This window comes from Burkholderia singularis (assembly GCF_900176645.1).
GTDB classification, from domain to species: Bacteria; Pseudomonadota; Gammaproteobacteria; order Burkholderiales; family Burkholderiaceae; genus Burkholderia; species Burkholderia singularis.
This window is the reverse complement of sequence record NZ_FXAN01000050.1, coordinates 133,489-156,918: the sequence shown is the minus strand read 5'-3', so window position 1 is coordinate 156,918 and position 23,430 is coordinate 133,489. Positions and strand designations below refer to the sequence as shown.

Here is a 23,430-nt window from a genome sequence, read left to right as displayed (position 1 = left end):
CGCGGCTGCCGGCTGGCGGACGTCGCGGCGTGCGGCATTGAGTGCGCCGGTTGCGGCGCATGACGTCGCCACCGGAGATTGGCGCGAGAGGCCGGCACGATGAAGCATGGCGCCGATCGCGGCACCGCGCCGCACCGGCCGACGGCTCGCTCAAGTTTTCGCGCGGCGGGCCGTAATAACGCGCGACTGTCCTTCGAACCAGGCGGCTACGCCGCGACATCTTTCGGTCATGAACGCTTTTTTCTCCCGTTTTACGATTCGCACCCGGATTTTCGCGACGCTGGGGTTCGTCGCGGTGCTGCTGGCCGTCGCGAGCAGCGTCGGCTTCTACGGCATGCAGCGCTCGAACGACGCACTCGACGACGCATACGCGCGGCAGCTCGCCGGCAAAACCGCGCTGTCGGCGGCAAGCCTCAATCTCGCGATCGCACGCACCACGCTCGATCGCGCGATTCTGCATCCGGAGGCGCCGGACGTTGCGGCCACGGTCGCGAAGGCCGAGCAGTACCTCGCGTCATCCGATCGCGCATGGCGCGATTACGATGCGCTGCCCGACAATGACAGCGAGAAGTCGCTGATCGCGCAGGCGGGCACGGCGCGCCGCGCGCTGATCGATAGCGCGATCCGCCCGATGCTCGACGCATTGAAAGCGGGCCGGCACGACGAAGCCGACCGCCTGGCGATGACGGTCACGCCGCCGCAGTCGGTCGCGTGGGTCAAGGCCGCCGCGGCGCTCGACGATGCGCGCGCGGCGCGCGGCCAGGCCGCTTACGACGAGGCCGAGCGGATGTATGCGTGGCTGCGCATCGCGATGGGCATCGGCATTGCATGCGGGCTGGCCGCGTGCGTGGGATGCGCGATCGGTCTGCACTACGCGATTTCCCAGCCGCTCGCCCGTATCCTCGCGCACCTGCGCCGCTTGGCGGACGGCGACTTGACAGCCGAACTGCGCTGGACGTCGCACGACGAAATGGCCGAACTCGTGAAGGGGCTGACGACGATGCAGAAGAGCCTGGCCGACACGGTACGCAAGGTGACGGACGGCTCCGAGACGATCGCCACTGCGACGCGCCAGATCGCGGCCGGCAACACCGACCTGTCCCAGCGCACCGAGGAGCAGGCGGCCGCGCTGCAACAGACGGCCGCGAGCATGGAGCAGCTCACCGCGACGGTCAAGCAGAACGCGGACAACGCGCGCGAGGCGCAGCACTGCGCGGACAGCGCGACCGAAATCGCGACGAAGGGCGCGACCGTGGTGGGCGAGGTGATCGGCACGATGACTGAAATCGATCAAAGCTCGCAGAAGGTCGCGGATATCATCGGCACGATCGAAGGGATTGCGTTCCAGACGAACATCCTTGCGCTGAACGCAGCCGTCGAGGCCGCGCGGGCGGGCGAGCAGGGGCGCGGTTTCGCGGTGGTCGCGGGCGAGGTGCGAACGCTCGCGCAGCGCTCGGCGTCGGCCGCGAAAGAGATCAAGGCGCTGATTGGCGAATCCGTCGAGCGGGTCGCGACGGGCTCGCGTCTCGTCGGCTCGGCAGGCGACACGATGCAGGAAATCCAGCGTGCGATCGCGCGCGTGACGGGCATCATGACCGAAATCGCGGCGGCGTCGAACGAGCAGCGCGACGGTATCGAGCAGGTGAACCGCGCGGTGTCGCAGATGGACCAGGTGTCGCAGCAGAATGCCGCGCTCGTCGAGCAGGCGGCGGCCGCGGCGGCGTCGCTGGAGGAGCAGGCCGACGGGCTGCGCCGCACGGTTGGCGTATTCCGCGTGGCCGAGGCGGCGTGAGCTTGGCGCCCGGGCGGCGCTGGCCCGGGTGCCGGTTGATCGGCGGGCGTGCCGTATGCGCGGCCCGCCGCCGCGCATACGGCGTCAGGCCGGCGCCGGCGCGATCGACGGAGCCGCCCGTTGCGATGCGACGATGATCAGTTTCATCGTCGCGCGCGTCGCGCCGACGAACAGCTTGCGCGCTGCGCGCGCGTCGAACGCGTCGAAATCGACTTCGGTCAGGATCACGCATGGCGCGGCCTGCCCCTTGAAGCGGTAGATCGAATCGAGCATCACGTCGCCTTCGCGATATTCGGGGTTGCCGAACAAATCGTAGCGGCCGGTGAAGCTCTTCACGCGATGCGGGCCGAGCTGCTCGAGCGCGGTGAACACCGAACCGTCGCGGCCGCGGAACGACAGCACCACGATGTCCTGCTTGCGAAAGCCGAGCGACAGCGCGTGCGTGATCGCGCGCTTCGTCGCGTCGATGCACGCTTGCGCGCCCGCGTCGCCGGATGCCGGATCGTAGGTGGAAATCGAGAGGTCGGAGCCGCCGAACGGGCTGCCCGAGACGAGCCGCGCCGCGAGCGGTTCGATGCCGCCGACGATCTCGCGCACATAGTCGAGAATATCGCGCGGGCTGCGGTAGTTGGTCGTTTCCTCGATCGTCACCCAGCCGGGCAGCGGCACGCTCTCGCGCATGTAAAGGTTCTGCAGCGGATCTTCGAGCCACCACCACGCGCCGCCGGGCGCGACAAGCCGCTCGAGCGCGGCGGCCCACGGCGGCTGAAAGTCCTGCCCTTCGTCGACGATCAACGTGTCGAAGCGCCAGCGCTCGGCGATCGGCGTTTGCGCAAAGCGCGCTTCCAGTTGCGCGAATGCGTCGCGCGAGCCGAAATCGGGCGCATAGCCGCTGTCGCGCAGCACCCAGTCGCAGAGCTGGTGGTAGTTCGCGATTTTCGCGTGTTCGGGCGCGATACGCGCGACGTGATCGGCAAGCGGCCGATTGAAGCACACATATAGCACGCGCCGGCCTGCCGCGACGGCATCGCGCATCGCCTGCACCGCGAGCTGCGTCTTGCCCGAGCCGGCAGTGGCGATCACTCGCAGCCTGAACGGCTCGAACGCGAGCCGCCGCGCCCACGTCGCGAGCCCTCCGGACAGCCGCGTGACGAGCGTATCGGCATGGCCGACGAGCGCGCTCGTGTCCGGCGTCAGCGCCAGTTCGTCCGCGAGGAAGTGATGGATTTTCGCCGCGCCTGGAAACGGCGGTTCGTCGGCGGGCAGCGCCGCGACAATCTGTTCGGCGAGCAAATGCTTGCGCGCCGCATCGACGATCTGCGCGGGCGCGACTCCCGCGATCGCCGGCTCCTTCACGGTGTAGTCCGGGCAGTAAAGCAGCGCGTCGACGCCGTAAGCGCCCGCGCCGAATGCGGCCGTAAGCCGCCTGCGCAAATGTTCGAGCGTGCGCGCAAGCTGGATCGACACGTTGCGCTCGGTTTGCAGATAGACCTTGACGAGCCCCTTGGGAGTCTCGCGCAGAAAGCCTGCTTTCTGCTCGATCAGCATGATGCGGCCGGCGGGGCTCACGATCACGAAATCGGCTTCGCCGAACACCGAGAAACTCTGGTCGGCGCGCGTCCAGTGCACGCCGTGGTAGACAGTGTAGGCGTCGGGCAGCGTCCGCTCGAGAGTCGCGAGCGTCTCGCGTTCGCGCTCAGCCGCGCCGGCGGCGGCAAGATGTTTCCAGTCGTCGGGAATGATGCGGGCCATCGTCGGTCCTGACAGTGCGTGCGTTCGAAAGACGTCGGCGTATTGTACGCACGTCGTGCGCAAGCACGCTGGGCGGGCCGCAGCGCAACGTTTTCGGTGAGGAATGCGGTCGGCAGTGGGCGCCGTTAGACCGGCAAGATCGAAGGTAACGCGGTACGAGGCCGGCGCGAGTCGAGGCCCATGCTGTCCGCGGGGATGGCGGAAAAATTCAAGCAGCTTGGCTGCTGCCGTCGGAGGGGGCGCTGTTTGGCGGCGAAGCCGCTTGCGGTGGCGCGCCATGTGCTTGACACAGCTCGAAGGCTGGAGCGGGCAGCCGCGATGTTGTTGAAACCGGCGTTGTTTAAAACGGGTTTGATTGGGCGCTGAAGCCCAAACCCGGCGGCCTGGCGCAACTCGTGCCGTTGCCCCCAAGTTCGGCTCGCTTCGAGCGCGCTGCTTTTCGGATGGAGACCGCCGCGCCGACGGCGCCATCCGAAACGGACGCTCGCTGAATCCTCGCAGCCCGCGTTTGCCATCAAGCTACGCCATCCTGGGCGCGGCGCGTTCGCGCGCTCAGGAGCGCGACAAACGCTTCGCCAAGTCGGCGCTCAGAATCGCGAGGCGCGCGGGTTTTTCGTAGCAGACGACGTCGTACATACGAATTACTTCGCTGATCTCCACCTCGCTCGCACGGCCGGTCAGCAGGTCGCCCGTCAACACGAAAATCGGCGCGCCCGGATTGTCCGAGGCGCGCACTGCCTGAATCGCGTCGGCCGCCGTGCGATTGTCGAACATCCATTCGGTGACGATTGCGTCGAACGCCTGGCCTTGCAGCGCGTCAATGAACGCGGCCGCGCTCGCGAAGCGCACGGTCACGAAACCTTGCTCGTCGAGATAGCGGCAGACTTCGTTGGCGCTTACGGTGTCGGCGTCGATTACCGCGACGAGCAGCTTGTCGTTCTCCGCGCGTCGCGGATAGATTTCAATTTTGTGAACGTCGTATGCGTTTTGATAGAGCGTGCCGGTGTGGCGCATCACACGCCAGCGGCCGTGCTGTTCGTAAGCGACGAACTCGGGGCGCGCGCCCGGTTCGAGCAGGCCGCCAATCCATGCGGTGCATGGAATTTCGGCGATGCCCGAGTACAGCATGGCGTCCTGAGCGCATGCGCCGACCATGCCTGGATCGAGGGCTTGCGCGCCGAACAGCTGCGCGGCGGGCTCGCCATATGCTTCGGCGACTTTCTTGATTTGCGACAGCGTCCACGGGCTGCTGCCGCGCAATTTGCGATGCCCCTGCGAAAAACTCAAATCAAGAATGCGGCAAAGCTCGGTGGTCTGTTGACGCTTGCCGATGCCGTGGCGAGTCATGAGCTCGCGCACACGCTCTGCGACGGCAAGAGAGTCCGTAGTGATTGCTTCGTTGGCCATGTGCTGCGCAAAACGATCGGATCGAATGACGTTCGAACATGCACGCCTCGCGGCGCACGGTACGGCATCGCACGATGCCCCGGTGTGAAGCGAGCCGACCGGCCACGCGTGAAAGTGTGAACTTTACCGCAAAACAAAGTTCGCTCCGCGCACCTATGTGCGCTTTTTCTGTGAAAGGTGTTTCCGCAGGTAACAACCGTTCGCGATGGACGTCCGGCGGTATCCGGCGTGACGACGAATAAGCCGCGAATTGCCTCGAATCGCCGCGAATGGACACGCGCAGGACGTTCGCTGAGCGACGCCCGGCGCTACCCGAGTGGATCGTAGGGTACAGGCGCGGCACCGCCGGCCGATAGCGCGACGATCGCGCGCAGCTCGTCCAACGTGAAGCGTCCGCCCAGCAGGATCTGGCCGTTCAGCCAGCCGGGCCGGTCATGTTGGCGATCCCAGGCGACGCGGCCGTCATCCTTCGCAGAACTGAGCATGACGCGTGCGATTTCCTCGTTCACATCTGAAACTCCGTATACGTGTAGCTGATTCATATGTCCTGATGAGGTACGGCCGGTCTGGTGCAACCGGTTTGTGGGCGCTTGCGGGCCGTCAATCCGACAAAAACCGCGACGGCGTCGGACGAGCGAGCGAAGGGCGGCGGCGCTGCCGCAACAACATTCCGTTAACGGCAATTTTGTTAAAAAACTTGAAGTCGATGTGCATCGCGCCGGCGCTTGCGCCAAGGCAATGTTTCTTTCGGTAAGGCGATCGTCCGCGCCGGCGGTGTTTCATGCCGAGAGGTATGGCGTGCGAGTCGCACGGCATGAGCCATTGAATCTCATTGAGAGATTGTTGGAAAATTTACCTTTCAATATTGATTATTGGGATGTAATTGCGGGCGCACTGCGATGTCAGCCGGGCATGGCGGCCGTGCGAAATCGAGGCTGTCCGCGCCTTTCTTGCGAGCGGCTCGACCGTGTTTTTGCAAAGCGCGATGCGCAAGCGGCTCATTCGTGAACGGCCCAGGGCCGGCAACGAATCGCGAGCGCAGTGCGCGCATATTGGGCGTCGGGCGCCACCATTCACCGTGGAAAGCGGCCCCACGCAAGCCGGCCAGCGTGGCGACGAACCGTTGCCGCAGGCATGCACGCTATTGCGTACATCCGTTAAATCGTTTGAACTGCTGGTTTTCCCGACTATCAGGATCAGGAGAGCAGCATGAGCGAAGCAGACCGCGAGCAGGGCAAGGCGCGCCGGACGCAGGTGATGGGCGAAGCATTCGTCGAGCGCGCGATGAGTGATCTAGACGGCTTTTCCCGGCCGCTGCAAAACTGGCTCAACGAGCATGCATGGGGCAGCACGTGGCAGCGCGGCGGTATCGATTTGAAGACGCGCAGCCTCTGCACGTGCGCGATGCTCGCCGCACTCGGCCGAGGCAACGAACTGAAGGGGCATATCCGCGGCGCGCTCAACAACGGCGCGAGCCTTGCCGAGATTCGCGAGGTGCTGCTGCATAGCGCGCTCTACGCGGGGGCGCCTGCGGCTGTCGAGGCGTTCCGTCATGCGCGCGAGGTCATCGATGCGCTCGGGCTGAGCGTGCCCGACGATGAATGAGCGCCGTCGAACGGGCCGTGCGCGGCGACGGCCTCGGGCGACGGCGCATAGCCGGCTGAGGCGCGCAGCCGCCGGTTGCTGTTTGCGATGCCGCGGCGTTTGCGTAGGGCCCGGTAGCGCCGGTTCAGGCGGCGGTGAGCCGGGCCGTGAGCGGGCGCGCCGCGATCGATTCGAGGATCAGCGCCGCAAGCTGCCCGGGGTTTTGCTCGGGAATCCAGTGCGTCGCGTTCGGCAGTATCTCTAGCCGAAAGGGCCCGTTCACGAAGCGTCGAGCCAGTTCGGCGCCGCGTGGCGACAGCGCCGAATCCCGCGCGCCGAAAACATGCAGCACGGGCGTGGACACCTTGCGGGACAGATCGCCCGGCGGTGTCAATGTCATCGCGCGATACCAGTTGAGCGACGTCGTCAGCGCGCCGGCATCGAAGATATCGGCATAAACGCCATCCGCATCGGCCGGCGTCATGCCGGTGCTGAGCAGCAGCCGCTTGAACAGCCCTCGAAAGCGCGTGATGAACCACTCCGGCAGTCTGGGCAACTGGAACAGCCCCATGTAATACGAGCGCAGCAATTGATCGCTCGTCAGCATCGAGAGCATGAACGCGCCCGAGTGCGGCACGGATACCGTGGTCAGCGTCTGCACTCTGTTCGGGCGCTTGCCGGCGAGCGCCCAGGCGACGGCCGCGCCCCAGTCGTGGCCGGCGACGTGGACGGCTCCCGCGCCCAGCCGCTCGATCAGCGCGACGACGTCGCCGACGAGCCGCGACATCCGGTAGGCGCCGACGCGCGGCGGCCGTGCGCCCGGCGAATAGCCGCGCTGGTTGGGCGCAACGGTTCGATAACCTGCGGCGTTGAGCGTGGCGCTGACCTTGCTCCAGCATTTCGCGGTTTGTGGCCAGCCGTGCAGCAGGACGATGGTTTCACCGTCGAGCGGGCCGGTATCGATGACGTCGAAAGTCAGTCCATCGTTGTTGAACGAAGTCACGCGTTGCGACTGTTCCATGATGCTATCTCCCTGATTTTATTGTCGGCGTCTGCGGTTTTGCGATGCGGCGGTGAAGACGTCGCGGCGCACGGACACGAACGTTCGTGCGATAAAAGTCTAGCTGATGACGGCACGATATGCGGAAGCAAGCGGATGAAATATTCGTCGCTTGGATGACGGAGCTGGACGGTTTTTTACGGCCATTGCAGCATTGGCCGTATGAAACGTTTGGTCGAAGCCGGACACCGCACGCGATATGAGCCGGCCGGTTCGGCCGCGCGGCGGCCGAACGCGTGCGCACGCCGCGCATTCGCGCGCGAAGCGGCCGGACATGCTTGAGTTTGGAGAACGACGGGAGACGCGATGACGGCAACGGTATTCGACGCCGCACAAACGGCACGGCTGACGCCGTTCGCCGAACTGGTGGATGCGTTGGGGACAGCGGCGCTCGACGCCGCCGATGGCCTGATCGCGAGTCCGGCGCGGCTCGTCGTGCCGCTCAACGAAGGCGGCGTATTGTTGTCGATGCCGGCGGCGGCATCCGATCTCGCGATTCACAAACTCGTGACGGTCTGCCCGCGCAATCGCGCCAGCGGCTTGCCGACGATACACGGGCAGGTCGGCGCGATCGATCCGTCGAGCGGCGCGCCGCTGTTCGCGCTCGACGGCCCGACCGTCACCGGCCGCCGCACGGCGGCCGTTACGCTGCTCGCGATCCGCACGTTCCTGGCTGCGGCGCCGCGCGACGTGCTGTTGATCGGCACGGGAACGCAGGCCGAGCATCATGTCGCTGCGCTGGCCGCGCTGTTTCCCACGGCCCGGGTGCATGTGAAAGCGCGTACTGCCGCGCAGGCGGCGGCGTTCTGTGAGCGATTGCGCACGGCGTCGCCGGCGCCGGCGCGGCTCGAACCGCTCGCGTGCGATGCCGCGTTGCCCGATGCGCTGGATGTCGTCATCACGTCGACGACGAGTGCCGCGCCGGTCTACGACGAGCCTGCGCGCGCGGGGCGGCTCGTCGTTGGTGTGGGAGCGTTTACGCGCGATGCGGCCGAGGTCGGCGGCCGCACGATCGCGGGCAGCGCGCTCTATGTCGACGATCCCGACGGCGCGCGCCATGAGGCGGGCGATTTGCTCGTCGCGGGCGTCGAGTGGTCGCGTGTGCATTCGCTGGCCGATGCGCTGCGCGAGCGCGCGGCGTCGGCCGGCGGGGCGGCCGGCCACGCGGCGCGCCGCCCGGTCCCGCACGATCGGGCAACGCCGGTATTCTTCAAGAGCGTCGGTTGCGCGGCATGGGATCTTGCCGCGTGCCGGGTCGCGCTGGCCGCCGCTACTTTACGCACTCAAGCGTGTATTTGAGCGCCGAGCCGAGCAGCCGCCGCCACACGTCCCACGTATGCGCGCCGCCGACGATCCGTAGCGCGGCGGGATTTTGCGCGCGCCGCAAGTTCGTATAGAGCACGCTCGATTCGGCCTGGATCGACAGGTCGTCGTCGCCGGCGGCGATGAACATCGGCAGGCGCAGCGGTTGCGCGAAGTAGCCGTGCCAGAGTGCGGGATAGTTGAGCTCGTGCCAGATCTTCGGGTCGAACTGCTTGTCGCCGAACACGCCGACGTAGCGCGCGGCCGACCCGGTGGGCGGCTCGTTCGAATAGATCGCCGGGCTGAGCAGCATCGCGCCGCAAAAGCGCTCCGGCTCGAGGAGCGCGAAGCGCAGCGCGCCGTAGCCGCCCATCGATACGCCGCCGATCGCCCGCCCCGCACGCTGGTTCGACACTGCATAATGCGCTTCCACATCCGGCAGCAGATCGTCCAGGAACGCGCTTTGCATCTTCTCCTTGCGATCGACGTACCAGTCGGTGCCGCCTTGCGGCATCACGATCACGACAGGGGGAATCTCGCGGCGCTCGATCAGTGCGTCGGCGGTGATTTGCAGGCGGCCTTGCGTGATCCAGTCGTAGGCGTTGCCGGCATTGCCGTGCAGCAGGTACAGCGCCGGGTAGCGTGCACCTTCCGGGTTGTAGCCGGGCGGCAGATAAACCAGGTAAGACCAGTCGCGGCGCAGTGCCGGCGAGCGGAACGAGCGGGCGACGATGCTGCTGGCGGCGGCCGTCGGCGCGGGCGGGGCCGCGTGGGCGGCGAGGGTAACGGCAGCGAGCGCGGTGACGAACAGCGTGACGAGAGGCGAAAGGAATCGGCGCATGGCGGCGTCATTATCATGGCGAGCGCGTAGGCTATCAGCGTCGGATGACAGCCGTCACTCGGATTTTCAGCGTTTGTGCCGGCGATGCGGCAGTCGGATCGGCCACTGCGGCCCAGGCGTGCGCGGCGGCCGCGCCGGCGGCATTCGCTGGAATCGCGCGGCAATGCGTGCGGCCACCGGCGGATACAGCTTCGCCACGACGTATAGCAGCCCGAGCGCCGCCGCATCCGCGGCGAGGCCGAGCGGCACGTTCAGATAGCCTTGCGTGGCCGCGTACAGCAGCGAGTCGACCAGCAACGAGATGCCGGTGCCGGCGACGAAGCACAAAAGCCCCTGCCGGCCGATCGTGCCGATCCACGGCATGGCCTGTGCCACCCGATGCATCCAGCCGAGATGCACGAGCTTGGCCGCGAGCCACGCGATCGCCAGGAAGTTCGCGAGCCGCCACGCGCCGAGGTTCTGCTTGATCGACGGATCGGCCGGGAACGGCTCGATGCGCAGCCGGTAATACGCGCCCGCCACGACGACGGCCAGCGCAATGGCCGTCACGCAATGCGAGCGGGCGGGCCGCCGCGCGAGCACGCGGTAGACAGGCTGGCAGCGCGCGACGATGCCGAGTACGAACAGGAATTGCCACGCGAATGGATTGAAGTCCCATTGCGTATCTTCGGCGGTGGGCAGATAGCCGACGATATTGCGCGCCGCAAGCCAGAGCGCGGCGCTCGCCGCAATCAGCAGCCACCATGCCCGGCTTCTCGCGGCCGGCAGCGCGAGCGGCACGAGCAGCGCGAAGAATGCGTACATCGGCAGCACCGAGGCCAGATAAGGCTGGCGCCGCAGCAGCAGGATATCGCGCAGCGCGGCGAGCGGCGCGCTCATCAGCCCGTCCAGATCGTTGGTCGGCATGTTCGGCGCGTCGATCGCGAATGCGCCGAGCGCCGCGGTGATCGACAGCATCAAGCCAGCCGTCAACAGGAAGGCACGATAGATTTCAAACGCACGTTTGATGAAGCGCTGGCGCGCGGCCGCTTCCGTTTGGCGCTCGGCGAGCGAGTTGTATGCGATCGCGGTTGCGAAGCCGCCAAGAAACACGAACACCTCGGCGGCATCGCATAACGCATACGCATGCAGCGTGACGCGCGACAGGATGCTGCCGCCGATATGGTCGACGACGATGACGAGCAGCACGAGGCCGCGAAAAAAATCGAGTTCGACGAAGCGCCGCGACGGCGCGGCCGCAGCGCTCATGCGGCGCGGCACGCGTGAACCGCGCGACGACGTGGGATGGACATGCAAACGGGGACAGACAATGGCGGCATGGCGAAAAGCGGCACGGCGAGGCATCCGGACGATAGCTGCATATTTTGCCATCGATCGCCGCTTTTAAGGGTTTACACCGGGAAAATGCCGTTTTTGCCCTGATTCCGGCGCTTTGGCGGCGCATTAGTTGGCCGCACGCAACATAGGTAAGCAATTCCATGCACCGACATGGACAGTGTATTTTGTGCATGACAGTATTGCGAACATCGTATCAATCCTACGAAATGATTCGTTGAGGTTGACACAATGGATGCGCTCCGGCGCCGGGCGCCAGGACGACCACTATTCAAGGCTGCGTTGCCAGGCAGCCGATTGAGCAACTAGAACTAGGTTTGGAGATACCGATAATGAAAAAGCAAGTTGTTTGTGCAGCGGTTTCGCTCGCCTTCGCCGCGCCGGTTTTCGCGCAGAGCAGCGTGACGCTGTACGGCGTGATCGACGAGGGCTTCAACTATACGAATAACGTCAACGTCAACGGCGTCAACAAGAGCAACTATCAGCTCGCAAGCGGCTATGCGCAGGGCAGCCGCTGGGGCCTGCGCGGCTCGGAAGACCTGGGCGGCGGCTTGAAGGCGATCTTCACGCTCGAAAACGGCTTCGACGTGAACAACGGCCGGCTCGGCCAGGGCAGCCGGATGTTCGGCCGCCAGGCGTTCGTGGGCCTGTCGCACAGCCAATTCGGCTCGCTCACGCTCGGCCGCCAGTACGATTCGGTCGTCGACTACCTCGCGCCGCTGACGGCGAACGGCAACTGGGGCGGCACGTTGTTCTCGCACCCGTTCGACAACGACAACACGGACAACTCGTTCCGTGTGAACAATACGATCAAGTACGCGAGCCCGGATTGGAACGGCCTGTCGTTCGGCGGCACGTACAGCTTCAGCAACGGCACGGGCTTCTCGAACAACCGCCAGTACAGCGCCGGCGCGCAGTACACGGTTGGCGGCCTGCAACTCGCGGCGGCTTATCTGCAGGCGAACAATCCGGGCAAAACGGCGGCCGGCGCGATTTCGGGCGACGACGCGAACTTCACGGCCGACCGCCTGCGGATCTTCGGCGGCGGCGTCAACTACACGTTCGGCCCGGCCACGGTCGGTTTCGTGTATACGAAGGCCGACATCAAGAACCCGGTATCGACCGTCTATCTGCCGGCATCGACGTTCGCGGGCCTGGGCCTGACGGCGACGAAATTCCAGAACTTCGAAGTCAACGGCAAATACCAGCTGACGCCGGCGCTCTTCATCGGCGCGCAGTACGTGTACACGGACGGCAAGTTCGACGCCGCCGCGGGCAACGTGAAGCCGAAATACCACACGGTTGGCCTGATGGCGGACTACAACCTGTCCAAGCGTACCGACGTCTATCTGCAAGGCGCGTATCAGAAGGTCGCGGGGGACAAGACCGGCACGATCGCGGATGGCGGTTATGTGGTGGGCACCGACGGCCCGTCGGCCTCGGGGAACCAGTTCGCGGTTCGCGCGGCGATTCGCCACAAGTTCTGATCGGTCCGCTGTTCGACTGTTTGACCGCCTGACGGCGGGTCGGCGGCGGCGTGCACTGCGTGCCGCCGCCGTTGCGCTTACGCCGCTCAGTTTTCGTTTTCCGGCTGCGTGCCGTCCGGCTGACGCGACAGGAATGCGATGAAATCGCGCGTGTACTTCGGCAATTCGTCGAAACGTCGCGCGCAGATCGTCAGCCGCCGATGCGACCATGCGTCGGTCAGCTCGATCAGGCGGATTTTCATCGTTTGCTGCGCGCGCAGCGCCGCATGCCGCGACACGATGCCGATTCCGACGCCGCGCTCGATCAGCCGGCAAATCGCGTCGAAACTCTTCAACTGCACCCGGTAATCGATCCGCTTGCCCAGCGCCTTCGCCTGCTCGGCGAGATGAACTTGCAGTGCGCTGCCGTCGGTCATGCCGATGAAGTCGGTGTCGACGAGTTCGGCGAACGCCACCCGCTCGCGCGCGGCGAGCGGATGATCGAGCGCTGCGACGGCGATCAGCCAATCCTCGCGAAACGGCTTTTGTTCGAGCCCGTCGACTCCGACCGAATCGGCAACAATCCCGAAATCGGCTGTCTTGCCGCGAATCGCATGTACGATTTCCTGGCTCGAACGTTCCTCGACGCTGACCGACAGCGTTGGATGGCGCGGCAGATATTCGGCAAGCGCATCCGGCAGGTATTCGCTGAGCGCCGCGGTGTTGCAGAGCAGGCGGATGTGGCCGCGCAGGCCGCCGCCGTACTGCTGCAGCTCGCCGCGCATGTGGTCGATCTGCTGCAGGACGACGCGTGCGTGATGTTCGAGCGCGCGGCCGGCATCGGTCGCGCGCGTGCCGCGTTTGGCGCGCTGCAATAGCGGCACGCCGAGTTCTTCTTCCATGCCACGGATGCGCTCGCTCGCGGATTGCAACGTGATGTGCGCGCGCTCGGCGCCGCCCGTGATGCTGCCTGCGTCACAGACATGTAGAAAAAGGCGCAGATCGGTCAGGTCGAATCGCATGGGGCGGGGGCTGTCGTTGTAATGGGCGATACGGTAACAGGAATGTTGCGGGCCGCGTTCAGGCGATGCCTGAGCCAAGCTTCGCCCGTTTCCGCATTTTTCCGCGGCGAAATGCCGCGCATCATGTTTGCCGATGGGCCGACATGGGGGCGGAGATGGGCGGTGACGATTCGTCTTGGTTGCTGGCGTTCAAGTTTGCGTTGCATATTTTCTTTGTTTGCTGCGGCGTTGCGGTGGCGATCGATGCGGTTTTTGTCCGTCCGCCGCAAGCCGGTTTCGGCGCGGTGCCGGAAGGTTTGACGCGCGCGAACGCATCGGCCGCTGTTGAGCTGAGGCCCGCGCCGGTTTCGTCGGTCACGGCGGATTAGGGCGGCGCTGATATAGATCGATACGTGTTTATGCCGGTTTCCGATCGTATTTCAAGGACGTCGGCGAGATCCTGCATCTGCGGGCTCGAATGCGCGCCGACCAGCCCGCCATTCTCTGCGAAGGGCGCACGACGGCCTACGCCACGCCGCATGCGCATGGCAGCCAGGTCGCGGCGTATCTGAGCGCCGTCCTGAAGTCTGCATCCGGACGCCGGCGCGCATGACCGGCTATTGGGGATTGCCCGACGCGACGGGTGGATTCACACCGGCGACGCCGGCTATCTGAACGAGCAAGGCTATCTGTTCATCTGCGACCGGATCAAGGACGTGATCATCACCGGCGGAGAAAAAATCTTTCCGGCGGAGGTGGAGAACGTCGTGTCGTCGTTCCCGTCGGTGCATGAGTGTGCGGTCATCGGCATTCCAGACGACGACTGGGGCGAGCGGACGATTTGCCCGTTGGTGCCGAAGTCCGGCGCGAACGTCGATGTCACCGCGCTGTACGCGTATTTCGACACGCGACTTTCGATCGCGGTATCCGTTCGTTATCCGCCATTCTGGTTTTCGACATGACATCCTCCACCGACATCCGAGTCAGATACTGCGAAATCGATCAGCAGAACGTGGTATTCAATATGTGGTACGTCGCATATCTCGGCGAAGCGTGGGCCGCGTTCCTCGAGTTCCGCGGGTTGCCGTATCGCGTTCTCGCATCGACGGGCACGGAAGTGTAGTTGGTTCATCTCGAAATAGACTGGCGCGGCAGTTTGTCGATGGGCGATTCGGCGCGCATTGACGTGCTGCCGATTCGGATCGGCACGACCAGCTTCACGCTCGGTTTTGACATCTGGCGAGACTCGGCCGAGATCGCCAGTGCGAAGGTCGTCTATGTGTGCATTGCAACCGACGGCAGCGGGAAAAAGCCGGTGCCGGCGGCGTTGTTGCACGCGCTGAAGGGCCATGAGTGAGCAGGCGTTCGACGGACCGGCGCCAAAGTATGAAAGGTCACCGAAGATTGCGCAAAGAAGGGAAGCGATTGGTGGCCGAGAGCACTTTGTCATCATTGCTTGCATCCGGTTACATGTGTGTACCGCCGATTTTGAGATGCTTGAGAGCTTCATCGTTTGGAGTTGACTCGAGCATGAGCAAGAGCGAGATCGACCGCCGTGTCTTGTGGCTTTCCGGGATAGCCGCCGCGCTGATCGTTGCCGGTTGCGCGACACAGTCGTCACCGGTCCAGCCGACCGACACGCTCGCGAGCGCAGCCGTTGCATCGCAGGCGAGCGCCGCGCAGGCCGCAACGACGGCGCTCGCGCCAAACGGCCAGGATCAGGCCGCGTCGCCGCTGGCCGCAACCCGTTACGTGGTGAAGCGCGGCGATACGTTGTCGGTGATCGCGCAGGCGAAGGGCTGCACGGTCAAGGAGCTGCAAAAATGGAACCGGCTCGGCCGCCGCACGCGGATTGCGATCGGCCAAGTGCTGTGGACCGCAGCGCCGGATGCACGCGGCGCGGTCAGTTCGCAGGCGACGCGCCCGGCCGACGCGGCAAAGCCGGGCGGCTCGGACTCGGCCGATGCAGGTGACGCAGCGCTGGCATTCACCGATTCGGCCGGTTTGCTGCCATCGCCGGTCGATGTCGCGACCGGCGATGCTCGCGCAGTAAGCGATGTGCTCACGATGAGCGATGCGCTCGCGGCGATTCCGGCGAGCGCTGCATCGGGTGGCAGCTCGAATGTGTTCGAGTTGGCCGGGGCGGGCGCGGTGCCGGCGCAAGCGTCGCAAGTGCAGCAAGCGTCCCAAGCGCAGCAAGCGTCGCAAATGCAGCAAATGCAGCAAATGCAGCAAGCGTCCCGAGCGTCGCAGGCGCAGCAAGTGCCGCAAACGTCCCAAACGTCCCAAACGCCGGCGGCTTCCGGCAGCGCCGCCGAGCGCGCAGCTGACCGGCGCGTTGTCCAACAGACGAAGCGTCATGCGCAGTCGATCGCGCTTGCGTGGCCGGTGGCTGGCACGGTCGTCGAAACATTCCAGCCGGGCCGCAACCGTGGCATTCAGATCGTGGGCCGTGCGGGCGATCCGGTGCGCGCGGCCGCAGCAGGGCGCGTGATGTATGCGGGCGCGGGTTTGAACGGTTACGGTACGCTGATCCTGGTCCAGCACAATGCAGATTTCCTGACGGCTTATGCGCGCAATCGCAAGCTGCTCGTGAAGACGGGCGATGTTGTCCGGCAAGGCGAGCAGATTGCCGAGATGGGAAGCGGTGCCGACAATGGGCGTGCGGCGATGCTGTTCGAAGTGCGGCGCGACGGCAAGCCGGTCAATCCGATGCTTTATTTGACGGGCAAGCAGCAGGGGTGAGCCGATGCAGGCGTGCGAAGCGCGCAATGCCGGCCGTGTTGCCCGTCAGCGGCCGGGCGGCGGTTGGCTCGTCGCATCGCGGCAGCCTGCCGTACCGCGATGCGACGCGCAAATCAGACGGCGTTTTACCGCTGCCGTGCGCCGGGTGGGGATCGCATGTCATGCGGCCCGTGTGTAACGCCGCGCATCGGGCGATGGCATCGGACACTGTTGACGAACGCTTGCAAAGCGGCTTGTAACGGCCGTTGCGTTGCGGCGAACGCATGCGCAATTCATGAGTTTTCTCGACACGGCCTGCGGCCTGACGCCGAGTGACGGCGCGCCATCGTCACGCAAGCAAATCTCTGCAAAGGCCGGCACATCGCCGGCCACGCACGCTGCCGGGAGAGCACAACGCACGTCGACGCGGCGACAAATCCGCACGATCGCGCACATCAAGAACTGATACGCTCACCGGCGTGCGAATCCGGCATGCGAGTGCCGCGCGTCGGATTGGCCGACATCCACACATCACTTCACCATTCACCCATCGATCATGAAGCATTCCCTATCGCGCCGCTCAGTACTGATCGCCGCCGTTTCCGCGCCATTGATCGGCGCGTGTGCACCGCTTACCGGACATTCGGACAACGCCGGCACAGCCGATGCCCAACGGGCGCTCCGTGAGCTCGAGGCATCGTTCGACGGCCGTATCGGCGTGGCCGCGCTCGATACGGCGACGAACGCGAAAATCGCGTACCGCGCCGACGAACGCTTTGCGTTCTGCAGCACGTTCAAGATGATGCTGTCGGCGGCAGTTCTCGCACGCAGCGCCGCCGAACCTGATCTGCTGCCGCGCAGAATCGCCTATGCCAAACGCGACCTCGTCGAGTATTCGCCGATCACCGGCAAGCACGCCGGCGCAGGCATGACGACAGCCGAGCTATGTGCGGCGGCGCTGCAATACAGCGACAACACGGCCGCGAATCTGCTGATTTCGCTGTTGGGCGGCACTCAGGCAGTGACCGCCTATGCGCGTTCGATCGGCGACGCCGAGTTTCGTCTCGACCGTCGGGAGACCGCGCTGAATACCGCCATTCCCGGCGACCTCCGCGATACGACCACACCGTCGGCGATGGCGGCGAGCCTGCGCCGTCTGCTGCTCGGCGATGCGCTCGGCCAAGCGCAGCGCGAGCAGCTCAATGCGTGGATGCTCGGCAATACGACGGGCAACGAGCGGATTCGCGCGGGCGTGCCGCCGGCATGGCGCGTTGCCGACAAGACGGGGACGGGCGATTATGGGACAGCCAACGATATCGGCGTCTTGTATCCGCCGGGCCGCGTGCCGATCGTGCTCGCGATCTATACGACGGGGCGCGCTCAGCAGGCGCGCGCGCGCAATGACGTGATCGCGTCGGCTGCGCGGATTGTCGCGCGTGCGTTCGGCTGAGGTCCAACTTATTACCGCCCGTCGCGATGCCTTGTCTTGGATAGCGGCATACGTCAGCGGACGATCCGGCGTCGAGCTGCGCGGTTTCGCTGCACATCGCGCACTGAGCGCGCAGGCGGGCGATACGCCGATCTGGACGGACGAAGCGATAAACGGACGGTTCGCCATGAACGGCTTGTCGTAAAGGCGCGCAGCATCGGAAGGCTCGCTGTGCCGGGCCGCCCGGCGCAGCCGAATGCATGGATGTGACCGGTGCGGCGCCGTCTTCAGCCGGCGCGCCGGTATCCCTGCGTCGCCGCGAGCAACGTGCGGGTGTAATCGGTTCCGACACGCGCCGCACGCACGTCCTCGATGTCAAGCTGCTCGATCATCATCCCGCCGCGCATGACCGCCACGCGGCTGCACAGAAATCCGACGACCGCGAGATTATGGCTGACGACGATCATCGTGAGCCCCCGTTCGCGATGCAGCCGCTTCAGCAAATTGAGAATCTCCGCTTGAACCGATACGTCGAGCGCCGACGTCGGCTCGTCGAGTAGCAGCACGCGCGGCTCGATGATCAGCGCGCGCGCGATTGCCACGCGCTGCCGTTGCCCGCCCGACAACTGGTGCGGATAGCGGAAGCGAAATGCGGGCCCGAGGCCGACTTCGGCGAGCGCGCGCGGAATTCGTTCGTCCGGGTTCGGCAGCCGATGGATCGCGAGCGGCTCGCGCAGCGTTTCGTCGACCGTGAAGCGCGGATGCAGCGACGCATAAGGGTCTTGGAACACCATTTGCACGTCGCGGCGCCATGCGCGCTCGAGCTTGCCGTCGATCGGGCGCGAGCCGATCGACAGCGTGCCGTGCGCAAGCGGCACGAGGCCCGTCAGCGCGCGCAGCAGCGTCGACTTGCCGGACCCGGATTCGCCGACCAGCCCGAACGCGTCGCCCGTGCCGATCGATACGCTCACGTCGCGCACCGCGTCGACGCGACCGGCGCGGGTCGTAAAACGGATCGACGCATCGCGGATCTCGATCATGGGGGCGGTCGTCATGGTGGAGGCTCCTGTTGCTGATTCCATGTTCGGCGTGCCTTTCACGTGGAGCCGAGCCACGCGGGATCGCGCTCGAGCAGCGGCAGCGTGTCGGGCGGATCGGCGAGCGGCGGTGTCGCGGCAAGCAGGCCACGCGTATAAGGATGGTTCGCATGGGCCAGATCGCGCGCCGCGCAGGTCTCGACGACGCGCCCCGCGTACATGACCGCGACCCGGTCGCAAAACGACATCACGAGCGGCAGGTCATGGCTGATGAATACGAGCCCGGTGCGATGGCGGGCGATCATGTCGTCGAGCACTGCGAGCACCTGCATCGACACGGCGACGTCCAGCGCGGACGTCGGCTCGTCGGCAATCAGCAGGCGCGGCCCGGTCGATACCATCATCGCGATCATCACGCGCTGCCCCATGCCGCCCGACAATTCGTGCGCATACGCGTCGGCGACGCGTGTCGGATCGCGAATCTCGACGGCGGCGAGCGCATCGACGATCCGCTCGCGCAGCGCGCGGCCGCGCAAGCCGGGCTCGCGCAGCCGGAACGCCTCGGCCATCTGCTGGCCGACCGTCATTACCGGGTTCAACGAATACTTGGGGTCCTGAAGGATCATCCCCATCGCGCTGCCGCACAGCCGGCGGCGCTCGCGAGGCGCGAGCGCGAGCAGGTCGCGGCCTTCGAAACGCAGCGCTCGCGCGCGCCATTGCGCGGCAGCAGGCAGCAGGCCCAGCAGCGCACGGCCCGTCAACGATTTTCCGGAGCCGGATTCGCCGACGATGCCGAGCCGCTCGCCGGGCTCGAGCGACAACGACAAATCGTGCACCGCGTCGACGAGCGTGCCGTCATGGGTGCGAAAACCGATTTGCAGTCCTTCTATTTCGCAAAGAGGCGGGGCCGATGCCGTGCGTGTCAGGGCGCCGGTCGTACTCCCGTGTGCCGATCCGCCCGAAGCATGCGCGCGCTCGGCGTTGGGCGAAGGTACGTGAAGCGTGTGTGCAGGCAATCGCATGTCAGGCTCCATGACGCGGATCGAAGACGTCGCGCAGCCCGTCGCCGAGCAGGTTGAACGCGATGCTGACGACTAGGATCGCGATGCCGGGCAGTGTCGCGACCCACCAGGCGTCGAGCAGCACGTTGCGCCCGGAAGCCACCATGAAGCCCCATTCGGGGCTCGGCGGCTGCGCGCCGAGCCCGAGAAAGCCGAGTCCGGCGACGGTCAGCACGATGCCCGCCATGTCGAGCGTCGCGCGCACGATCACGGACGACACGCACAGCGGCGTGACATAGCGCGACAGGATGCGCAGCGGCGATGCGCCTTGCAGCCGCGCGGCATCGATGAAATCCGCGTGCGCGATGCGCAGCGTTTCGGCGCGCGCGAGCCGGGCATAGGCCGGCCACGCGGTGATGGAGATTGCGACGACCGCGTTGACGACGCCTGGCCCGAGCGCAGCCGCGAATGCCAGCGCGAGGACGATTTTCGGGAATGCCAGCGCGATATCGGTGATGCGCATCAGCACGCTGTCGACAAAGCCGCCGCAGAAACCCGCCGTCGTGCCGATCGCGAGCCCGATAGGCACGACGATCGCGACGACGAGGATCGCGATGCCGAGCGTCAGGCGCGAGCCGGCGATCATCCGCGACAGAATATCGCGGCCGAGCTGATCGGTGCCGAACCAGTGCGATGGCGAGCCGGGCGGCAGCAGCCGGTCTGACAGCACTTGCCGCAGCGGATCGTGGGGCAGGATGAATGGCGCGACGATCGCGACGGCCACGAGCGCGGTCAGGATCGCAAACCCGATCAGGTTCAGCGGATTGCCGGCGAAGCGCCGCCAGCGCCGGTATGCGAGGCCGAGCGTCGCCTGGCGGCGCGACGCGGGGGCATCGGTGAGCAGCCATTCGCGCAGCGTGGGCGCGGCCGATGATGGCGAGCGGCGATGGGAGGGCGAAGGCATGTCGAAATCGTTCAATCGTTCGATGAGGATGAGGGGCGTGGTAAATCAACGGGCGCGCGGATCGAACACGCGATAGAGTGCGTCGGTCAGCAGATTGATCGTGATGAATAGCGCGCCGATCACGAGCGTGCAGCCGAGTACCGCATTCATGTCGGCATTGAGCAGCGCCCCGGTCAGATACGAGCCGATGCCGGGCCATGCGAACACGATCTCGGTCAGCACCGAGCCTTCGAGCAGATTGCTGTAGGTGAGCGCGATCACCGTCAAGAGTGGCACCGCGATGTTGCCGAATGCATGCCGCCAGATCACGGCGCGCTCGGCGAGCCCTTTCGCGCGCGCCGTGACGATGTATTCCTGGCTCAATTGATCGAGCATGAACGAGCGCGTCATCCGGCTCAGGTAGGCGACCGAGTAATAGCCGAGGATCGCCGCAGGCAGCACGATATGCGACAGCGCATTGCGCAGCACGTCCCATTCGCCCGCGAGCGCCGCGTCGATCAGCAGGCTGCCGGTGCGCGGCTCCACCATGCCGTCGTAGACGGGATCGAGCCGCCCTGGCCCCGCGACCCAGCGCAATTTCGCATAGAACAGCAGCAGTCCCATCAATCCGAGCCAAAACACCGGCACCGAATTGCCGATCAGGCCGACGAAGCGCGCGACGTGATCGATCGGCCGGTTGTGTCGCGCGGCCGCCGCGACGCCGAGCGGCACGCCGAGCGCGACGCCGATCAGCGTGGCGAGCGTCGCGAGTTCGAGCGTTGCGGGGAACACGCGCTTGATGTCGTCGAGCACCGGGTTCGACGTCAGCAGCGACATGCCGAGATTGCCGTGCAGCACGTCGCGCGCATAGATCATGAATTGCGTCGCGAGCGGTTTGTCGAGCCCGAGTGCGATTCGCTCGGCCGCGTAGGCCTCGGCGGATGCGCGGTCGCCGAGCACGGCGAGGACGGGATCGATCGGCACTTTGCGGCCGATCACGAACGTTAGCGCGAGCAGCCCCGCGAACGTCACGGCAAGCGTGAGCGCCGCGCGCGCCGCACGCAGCGCGCGGCGCACGCCGGGGCGGCGCGCGGGCAGTGTGCGCAGCGTGTCGAAAGCGGTGGTGGGTGTCGACATATCGGGATTGGCAGGTTGCGTCATTGTTTCTTCAGATGCCGATACGATACGAGATCGTTGATCGGACCCACTTCGAGGCCGCTCACGCCGGGCCGTGTCGCGACCTGCGCGACCTTCTCGAACAGGATCACAAACGGCGATTTCGCAAGCACTTCTTTCTGCATCGCCTGGTAACGCTGTGCGCGCTTGGCCGCCGACGGCTCGACGAGCGCCTGCTGTGTCTGCGCGGTGAGCGGCGCAATGTCCCACGCGTTGCGCCATGCGAGCATCTTGTAGCTAGACTGATCGCTGTTGTCAGGGTTCCATGCGAAACCCTGCGCGTTGCTATGCGGATCGATGTAATCGGCCGACCATTCCCCGATGTAGATGTCGTGCTGTCGCGCGCGGTATTTCGCGAGCGTCTGCTTGTTGTCGCCGGCAATGAGCTTGACGTTGATGCCGGCCAGCGCGAAATTCGCCTGCACGGCCTGCGCAATTTCGGTGTACGGATAATCGTTGCGCACGTCCATCGTGATCGTGAAGCCGTTCGGCACGCCGGCTTTCGCCAGCAGCGCCTTTGCTTTCGCGACGTCCTGCCGGTACGGGTTCGCGTCGAGGGCGCCGAGAAAGCCGTCCGGCATGAAGGTTTGATGGACCTTGTACGTCGTCTTCACGACGTGGTTCTGGATGCCGTTATAGTCGACGAGCCATTTCAGCGCTTCCTGCACTTGCGGTTTCGCAAGCGTCGGATTTTTCGTGTTCAGGCCGAGATAGAGCAGCGTCGCTTGCGGCGCTGCCGTGGCCTTCGCGGTGCCGTTTTTGACGACGGCGGCGAGATCGTCGGGGCTGAGGTCGCGTGCCGCATCGACATCGCCGCTTTCGAGCAGCAGACGCTGGCTGGCCGCTTCCGGCACGTGCCGCAGCACGATGCGCTTGATCGCGAGCGGCAGCCGGTAGCGGTCGTTACGCTGCAGCACGATGCTGTCGCCTGCCGTCCACTTGACGAGCTGGTACGCGCCCGAGCCAGCCTCGCGTGTCTTCAGCCAGCCGTTGCCGAAGTCGTTGCCTTGCTGGTGCGACAGCAGCAGCTTTTTATCGACGACCGATGCGGGCCATGAGCCGAGCACGTTCAGCACAAAGGTCGGCGCATATTTCCTGTCGGTGGTGACCGACATCGTCAGATCGTCGACTTTCTTCACGTTCGCGAGCACGTTCGTCTTCGTGAGCCCCAGGCCCGCGAGCACGGTGGCCGGCCCTTTGTCGAGCAGCACGGCGCGCTGGATCGACCAGGCAACATCGTCGGCTGTGAGCGGATTGCCCGAATGAAACTGGAGGCCCGGCCGCAGCTTGAACGTGAAGGTGAGTCCGTCCGGGCTCACGCTCCACGACTGCGCAACGTCGCCGTCGAACTTCGACGGATCGGCCAGATTGACGCGCACGAGCCGGTCATAGGTGTTCGCCACGTACTCTTCGGGCACGAGTTCGTAAATCTCGCCGGGATCGAGCGAAATGAATTCGTCGAGCAGCGTGGCCATCACGAACATGTCCTTCGGCGTCGCCGCGTGTGTGCAGGGGGCGGCCGCGAACAAGGTGCAAGCGGCGGCGAGCGCCACGGCGAATTTGGTCGGCGAGGATTTCAT

The 23,430-nt window shown here is 65.6% G+C and carries 22 protein-coding genes; 9 read left to right on the top strand and 13 right to left on the bottom strand.

Features of this window, described 5'->3' with window-relative positions; genetic code table 11:
• Positions 1-229: 229 nt before the first annotated feature.
• Complete coding sequence (locus BSIN_RS10650; RefSeq protein WP_089340457.1) at positions 230-1,792, top strand: methyl-accepting chemotaxis protein; 1,563 nt, start codon at positions 230-232, stop codon at positions 1,790-1,792.
• A gap of 84 nt (positions 1,793-1,876) precedes the next feature.
• Here BSIN_RS10650 and BSIN_RS10645 read toward each other — a convergent pair whose 3' ends face one another.
• The 3 genes from BSIN_RS10645 to BSIN_RS10635 all read right to left on the bottom strand — a co-directional run bounded on the left by BSIN_RS10645 (position 1,877) and on the right by BSIN_RS10635 (position 5,436).
• Complete coding sequence (locus tag BSIN_RS10645; protein ID WP_089340456.1) at positions 1,877-3,544, bottom strand: ATP-binding domain-containing protein; 1,668 nt, start codon at positions 3,542-3,544, stop codon at positions 1,877-1,879.
• Between the two features lie 552 nt (positions 3,545-4,096).
• Positions 4,097-4,951 carry a helix-turn-helix domain-containing protein gene (locus tag BSIN_RS10640; RefSeq protein WP_059514441.1) on the bottom strand — a complete coding sequence of 285 codons (855 nt, stop codon included), beginning with the start codon at positions 4,949-4,951 and terminating at the stop codon, positions 4,097-4,099.
• A 308-nt stretch (positions 4,952-5,259) separates the two neighbouring features.
• Positions 5,260-5,436 carry a hypothetical protein gene (locus tag BSIN_RS10635; RefSeq protein ID WP_176704054.1) on the bottom strand — a complete coding sequence of 59 codons (177 nt, stop codon included), beginning with the start codon at positions 5,434-5,436 and terminating at the stop codon, positions 5,260-5,262.
• 724 nt (positions 5,437-6,160) lie between these two features.
• Here BSIN_RS10635 and BSIN_RS10630 point away from each other — a divergent pair.
• Positions 6,161-6,556, top strand: coding sequence for a carboxymuconolactone decarboxylase family protein (locus tag BSIN_RS10630; RefSeq protein WP_059514437.1), 396 nt, complete (start codon positions 6,161-6,163; stop codon positions 6,554-6,556).
• A gap of 124 nt (positions 6,557-6,680) precedes the next feature.
• Here BSIN_RS10630 and BSIN_RS10625 read toward each other — a convergent pair whose 3' ends face one another.
• Positions 6,681-7,556, bottom strand: coding sequence for an alpha/beta fold hydrolase (locus BSIN_RS10625; protein ID WP_089340455.1), 876 nt, complete (start codon positions 7,554-7,556; stop codon positions 6,681-6,683).
• A 345-nt stretch (positions 7,557-7,901) separates the two neighbouring features.
• On the opposite strand from BSIN_RS10625, the gene BSIN_RS10620 reads away from it, so the two are divergent.
• Positions 7,902-8,894: a delta(1)-pyrroline-2-carboxylate reductase family protein gene (locus tag BSIN_RS10620; protein WP_089340454.1), complete on the top strand. Its 993-nt coding sequence runs from the start codon at positions 7,902-7,904 to the stop codon at positions 8,892-8,894.
• Here BSIN_RS10620 and BSIN_RS10615 read toward each other — a convergent pair.
• Together BSIN_RS10615 and BSIN_RS10610 are read right to left on the bottom strand one after the other, a co-directional pair.
• A complete protein-coding gene (locus BSIN_RS10615; RefSeq protein WP_089340453.1) occupies positions 8,866-9,738 on the bottom strand; it encodes an alpha/beta hydrolase in 873 nt (290 codons plus the stop codon). The genes BSIN_RS10620 and BSIN_RS10615 overlap by 29 nt on opposite strands.
• Before the next feature lie 66 nt (positions 9,739-9,804).
• Complete coding sequence (locus BSIN_RS10610) at positions 9,805-10,986, bottom strand: OpgC domain-containing protein (RefSeq protein ID WP_089340472.1); 1,182 nt, start codon at positions 10,984-10,986, stop codon at positions 9,805-9,807.
• Positions 10,987-11,405: 419 nt separating this feature from the next.
• Between BSIN_RS10610 and BSIN_RS10605 the strand changes: the two genes are divergently transcribed.
• Positions 11,406-12,560: a porin gene (locus BSIN_RS10605; protein ID WP_059514429.1), complete on the top strand. Its 1,155-nt coding sequence runs from the start codon at positions 11,406-11,408 to the stop codon at positions 12,558-12,560.
• A gap of 86 nt (positions 12,561-12,646) precedes the next feature.
• Here the strand turns inward: BSIN_RS10605 and BSIN_RS10600 are convergent, their stop codons facing one another.
• Positions 12,647-13,561, bottom strand: a complete 915-nt coding sequence (locus BSIN_RS10600; protein ID WP_089340452.1) for a LysR family transcriptional regulator — start codon at positions 13,559-13,561, stop codon at positions 12,647-12,649.
• A gap of 121 nt (positions 13,562-13,682) precedes the next feature.
• Positions 13,683-13,919 (bottom strand): hypothetical protein, encoded by a 237-nt coding sequence (locus BSIN_RS25825; RefSeq protein WP_159935940.1) that lies wholly within the window; start codon positions 13,917-13,919, stop codon positions 13,683-13,685.
• A gap of 241 nt (positions 13,920-14,160) precedes the next feature.
• On the opposite strand from BSIN_RS25825, the gene BSIN_RS10590 reads away from it, so the two are divergent.
• The 5 genes from BSIN_RS10590 (at position 14,161) to bla (ending at position 17,714) form a co-directional block, all read left to right on the top strand.
• Complete coding sequence (locus BSIN_RS10590) at positions 14,161-14,502, top strand: AMP-binding enzyme (RefSeq protein WP_256583737.1); 342 nt, start codon at positions 14,161-14,163, stop codon at positions 14,500-14,502.
• The gene (locus BSIN_RS25820) at positions 14,499-14,663 is read left to right on the top strand and encodes an acyl-CoA thioesterase (protein ID WP_159935937.1); all 165 of its coding nucleotides are present in this window, start codon (positions 14,499-14,501) and stop codon (positions 14,661-14,663) included. Before BSIN_RS10590 ends, BSIN_RS25820 begins: the two co-directional genes overlap by 4 nt.
• Positions 14,664-14,897 carry an acyl-CoA thioesterase gene (locus tag BSIN_RS10585; RefSeq protein ID WP_089340450.1) on the top strand — a complete coding sequence of 78 codons (234 nt, stop codon included), beginning with the start codon at positions 14,664-14,666 and terminating at the stop codon, positions 14,895-14,897.
• Between the two features lie 173 nt (positions 14,898-15,070).
• Positions 15,071-16,285: a peptidoglycan DD-metalloendopeptidase family protein gene (locus BSIN_RS26000; protein WP_173678664.1), complete on the top strand. Its 1,215-nt coding sequence runs from the start codon at positions 15,071-15,073 to the stop codon at positions 16,283-16,285.
• Between the two features lie 535 nt (positions 16,286-16,820).
• Positions 16,821-17,714 (top strand): class A beta-lactamase, encoded by an 894-nt coding sequence (bla, locus tag BSIN_RS10565; protein ID WP_089340448.1) that lies wholly within the window; start codon positions 16,821-16,823, stop codon positions 17,712-17,714.
• 266 nt (positions 17,715-17,980) lie between these two features.
• Here the strand turns inward: bla and BSIN_RS10560 are convergent, their stop codons facing one another.
• From BSIN_RS10560 to BSIN_RS10540, 5 genes are read right to left on the bottom strand one after another with little or no spacing between them, the layout of a single operon-like run.
• Positions 17,981-18,748 carry an ABC transporter ATP-binding protein gene (locus BSIN_RS10560; protein WP_173678663.1) on the bottom strand — a complete coding sequence of 256 codons (768 nt, stop codon included), beginning with the start codon at positions 18,746-18,748 and terminating at the stop codon, positions 17,981-17,983.
• Positions 18,749-18,789: 41 nt separating this feature from the next.
• The gene (locus BSIN_RS10555) at positions 18,790-19,752 is read right to left on the bottom strand and encodes an ABC transporter ATP-binding protein (protein ID WP_256583736.1); all 963 of its coding nucleotides are present in this window, start codon (positions 19,750-19,752) and stop codon (positions 18,790-18,792) included.
• Between the two features lies 1 nt (position 19,753).
• Complete coding sequence (locus BSIN_RS10550; RefSeq protein ID WP_089340469.1) at positions 19,754-20,695, bottom strand: ABC transporter permease; 942 nt, start codon at positions 20,693-20,695, stop codon at positions 19,754-19,756.
• 45 nt (positions 20,696-20,740) lie between these two features.
• Entirely contained in the window at positions 20,741-21,811 is a 1,071-nt protein-coding gene (locus BSIN_RS10545; protein ID WP_089340468.1) for an ABC transporter permease, read from the bottom strand.
• Positions 21,812-21,831: 20 nt separating this feature from the next.
• Positions 21,832-23,430: an ABC transporter substrate-binding protein gene (locus BSIN_RS10540; RefSeq protein WP_089340447.1), complete on the bottom strand. Its 1,599-nt coding sequence runs from the start codon at positions 23,428-23,430 to the stop codon at positions 21,832-21,834.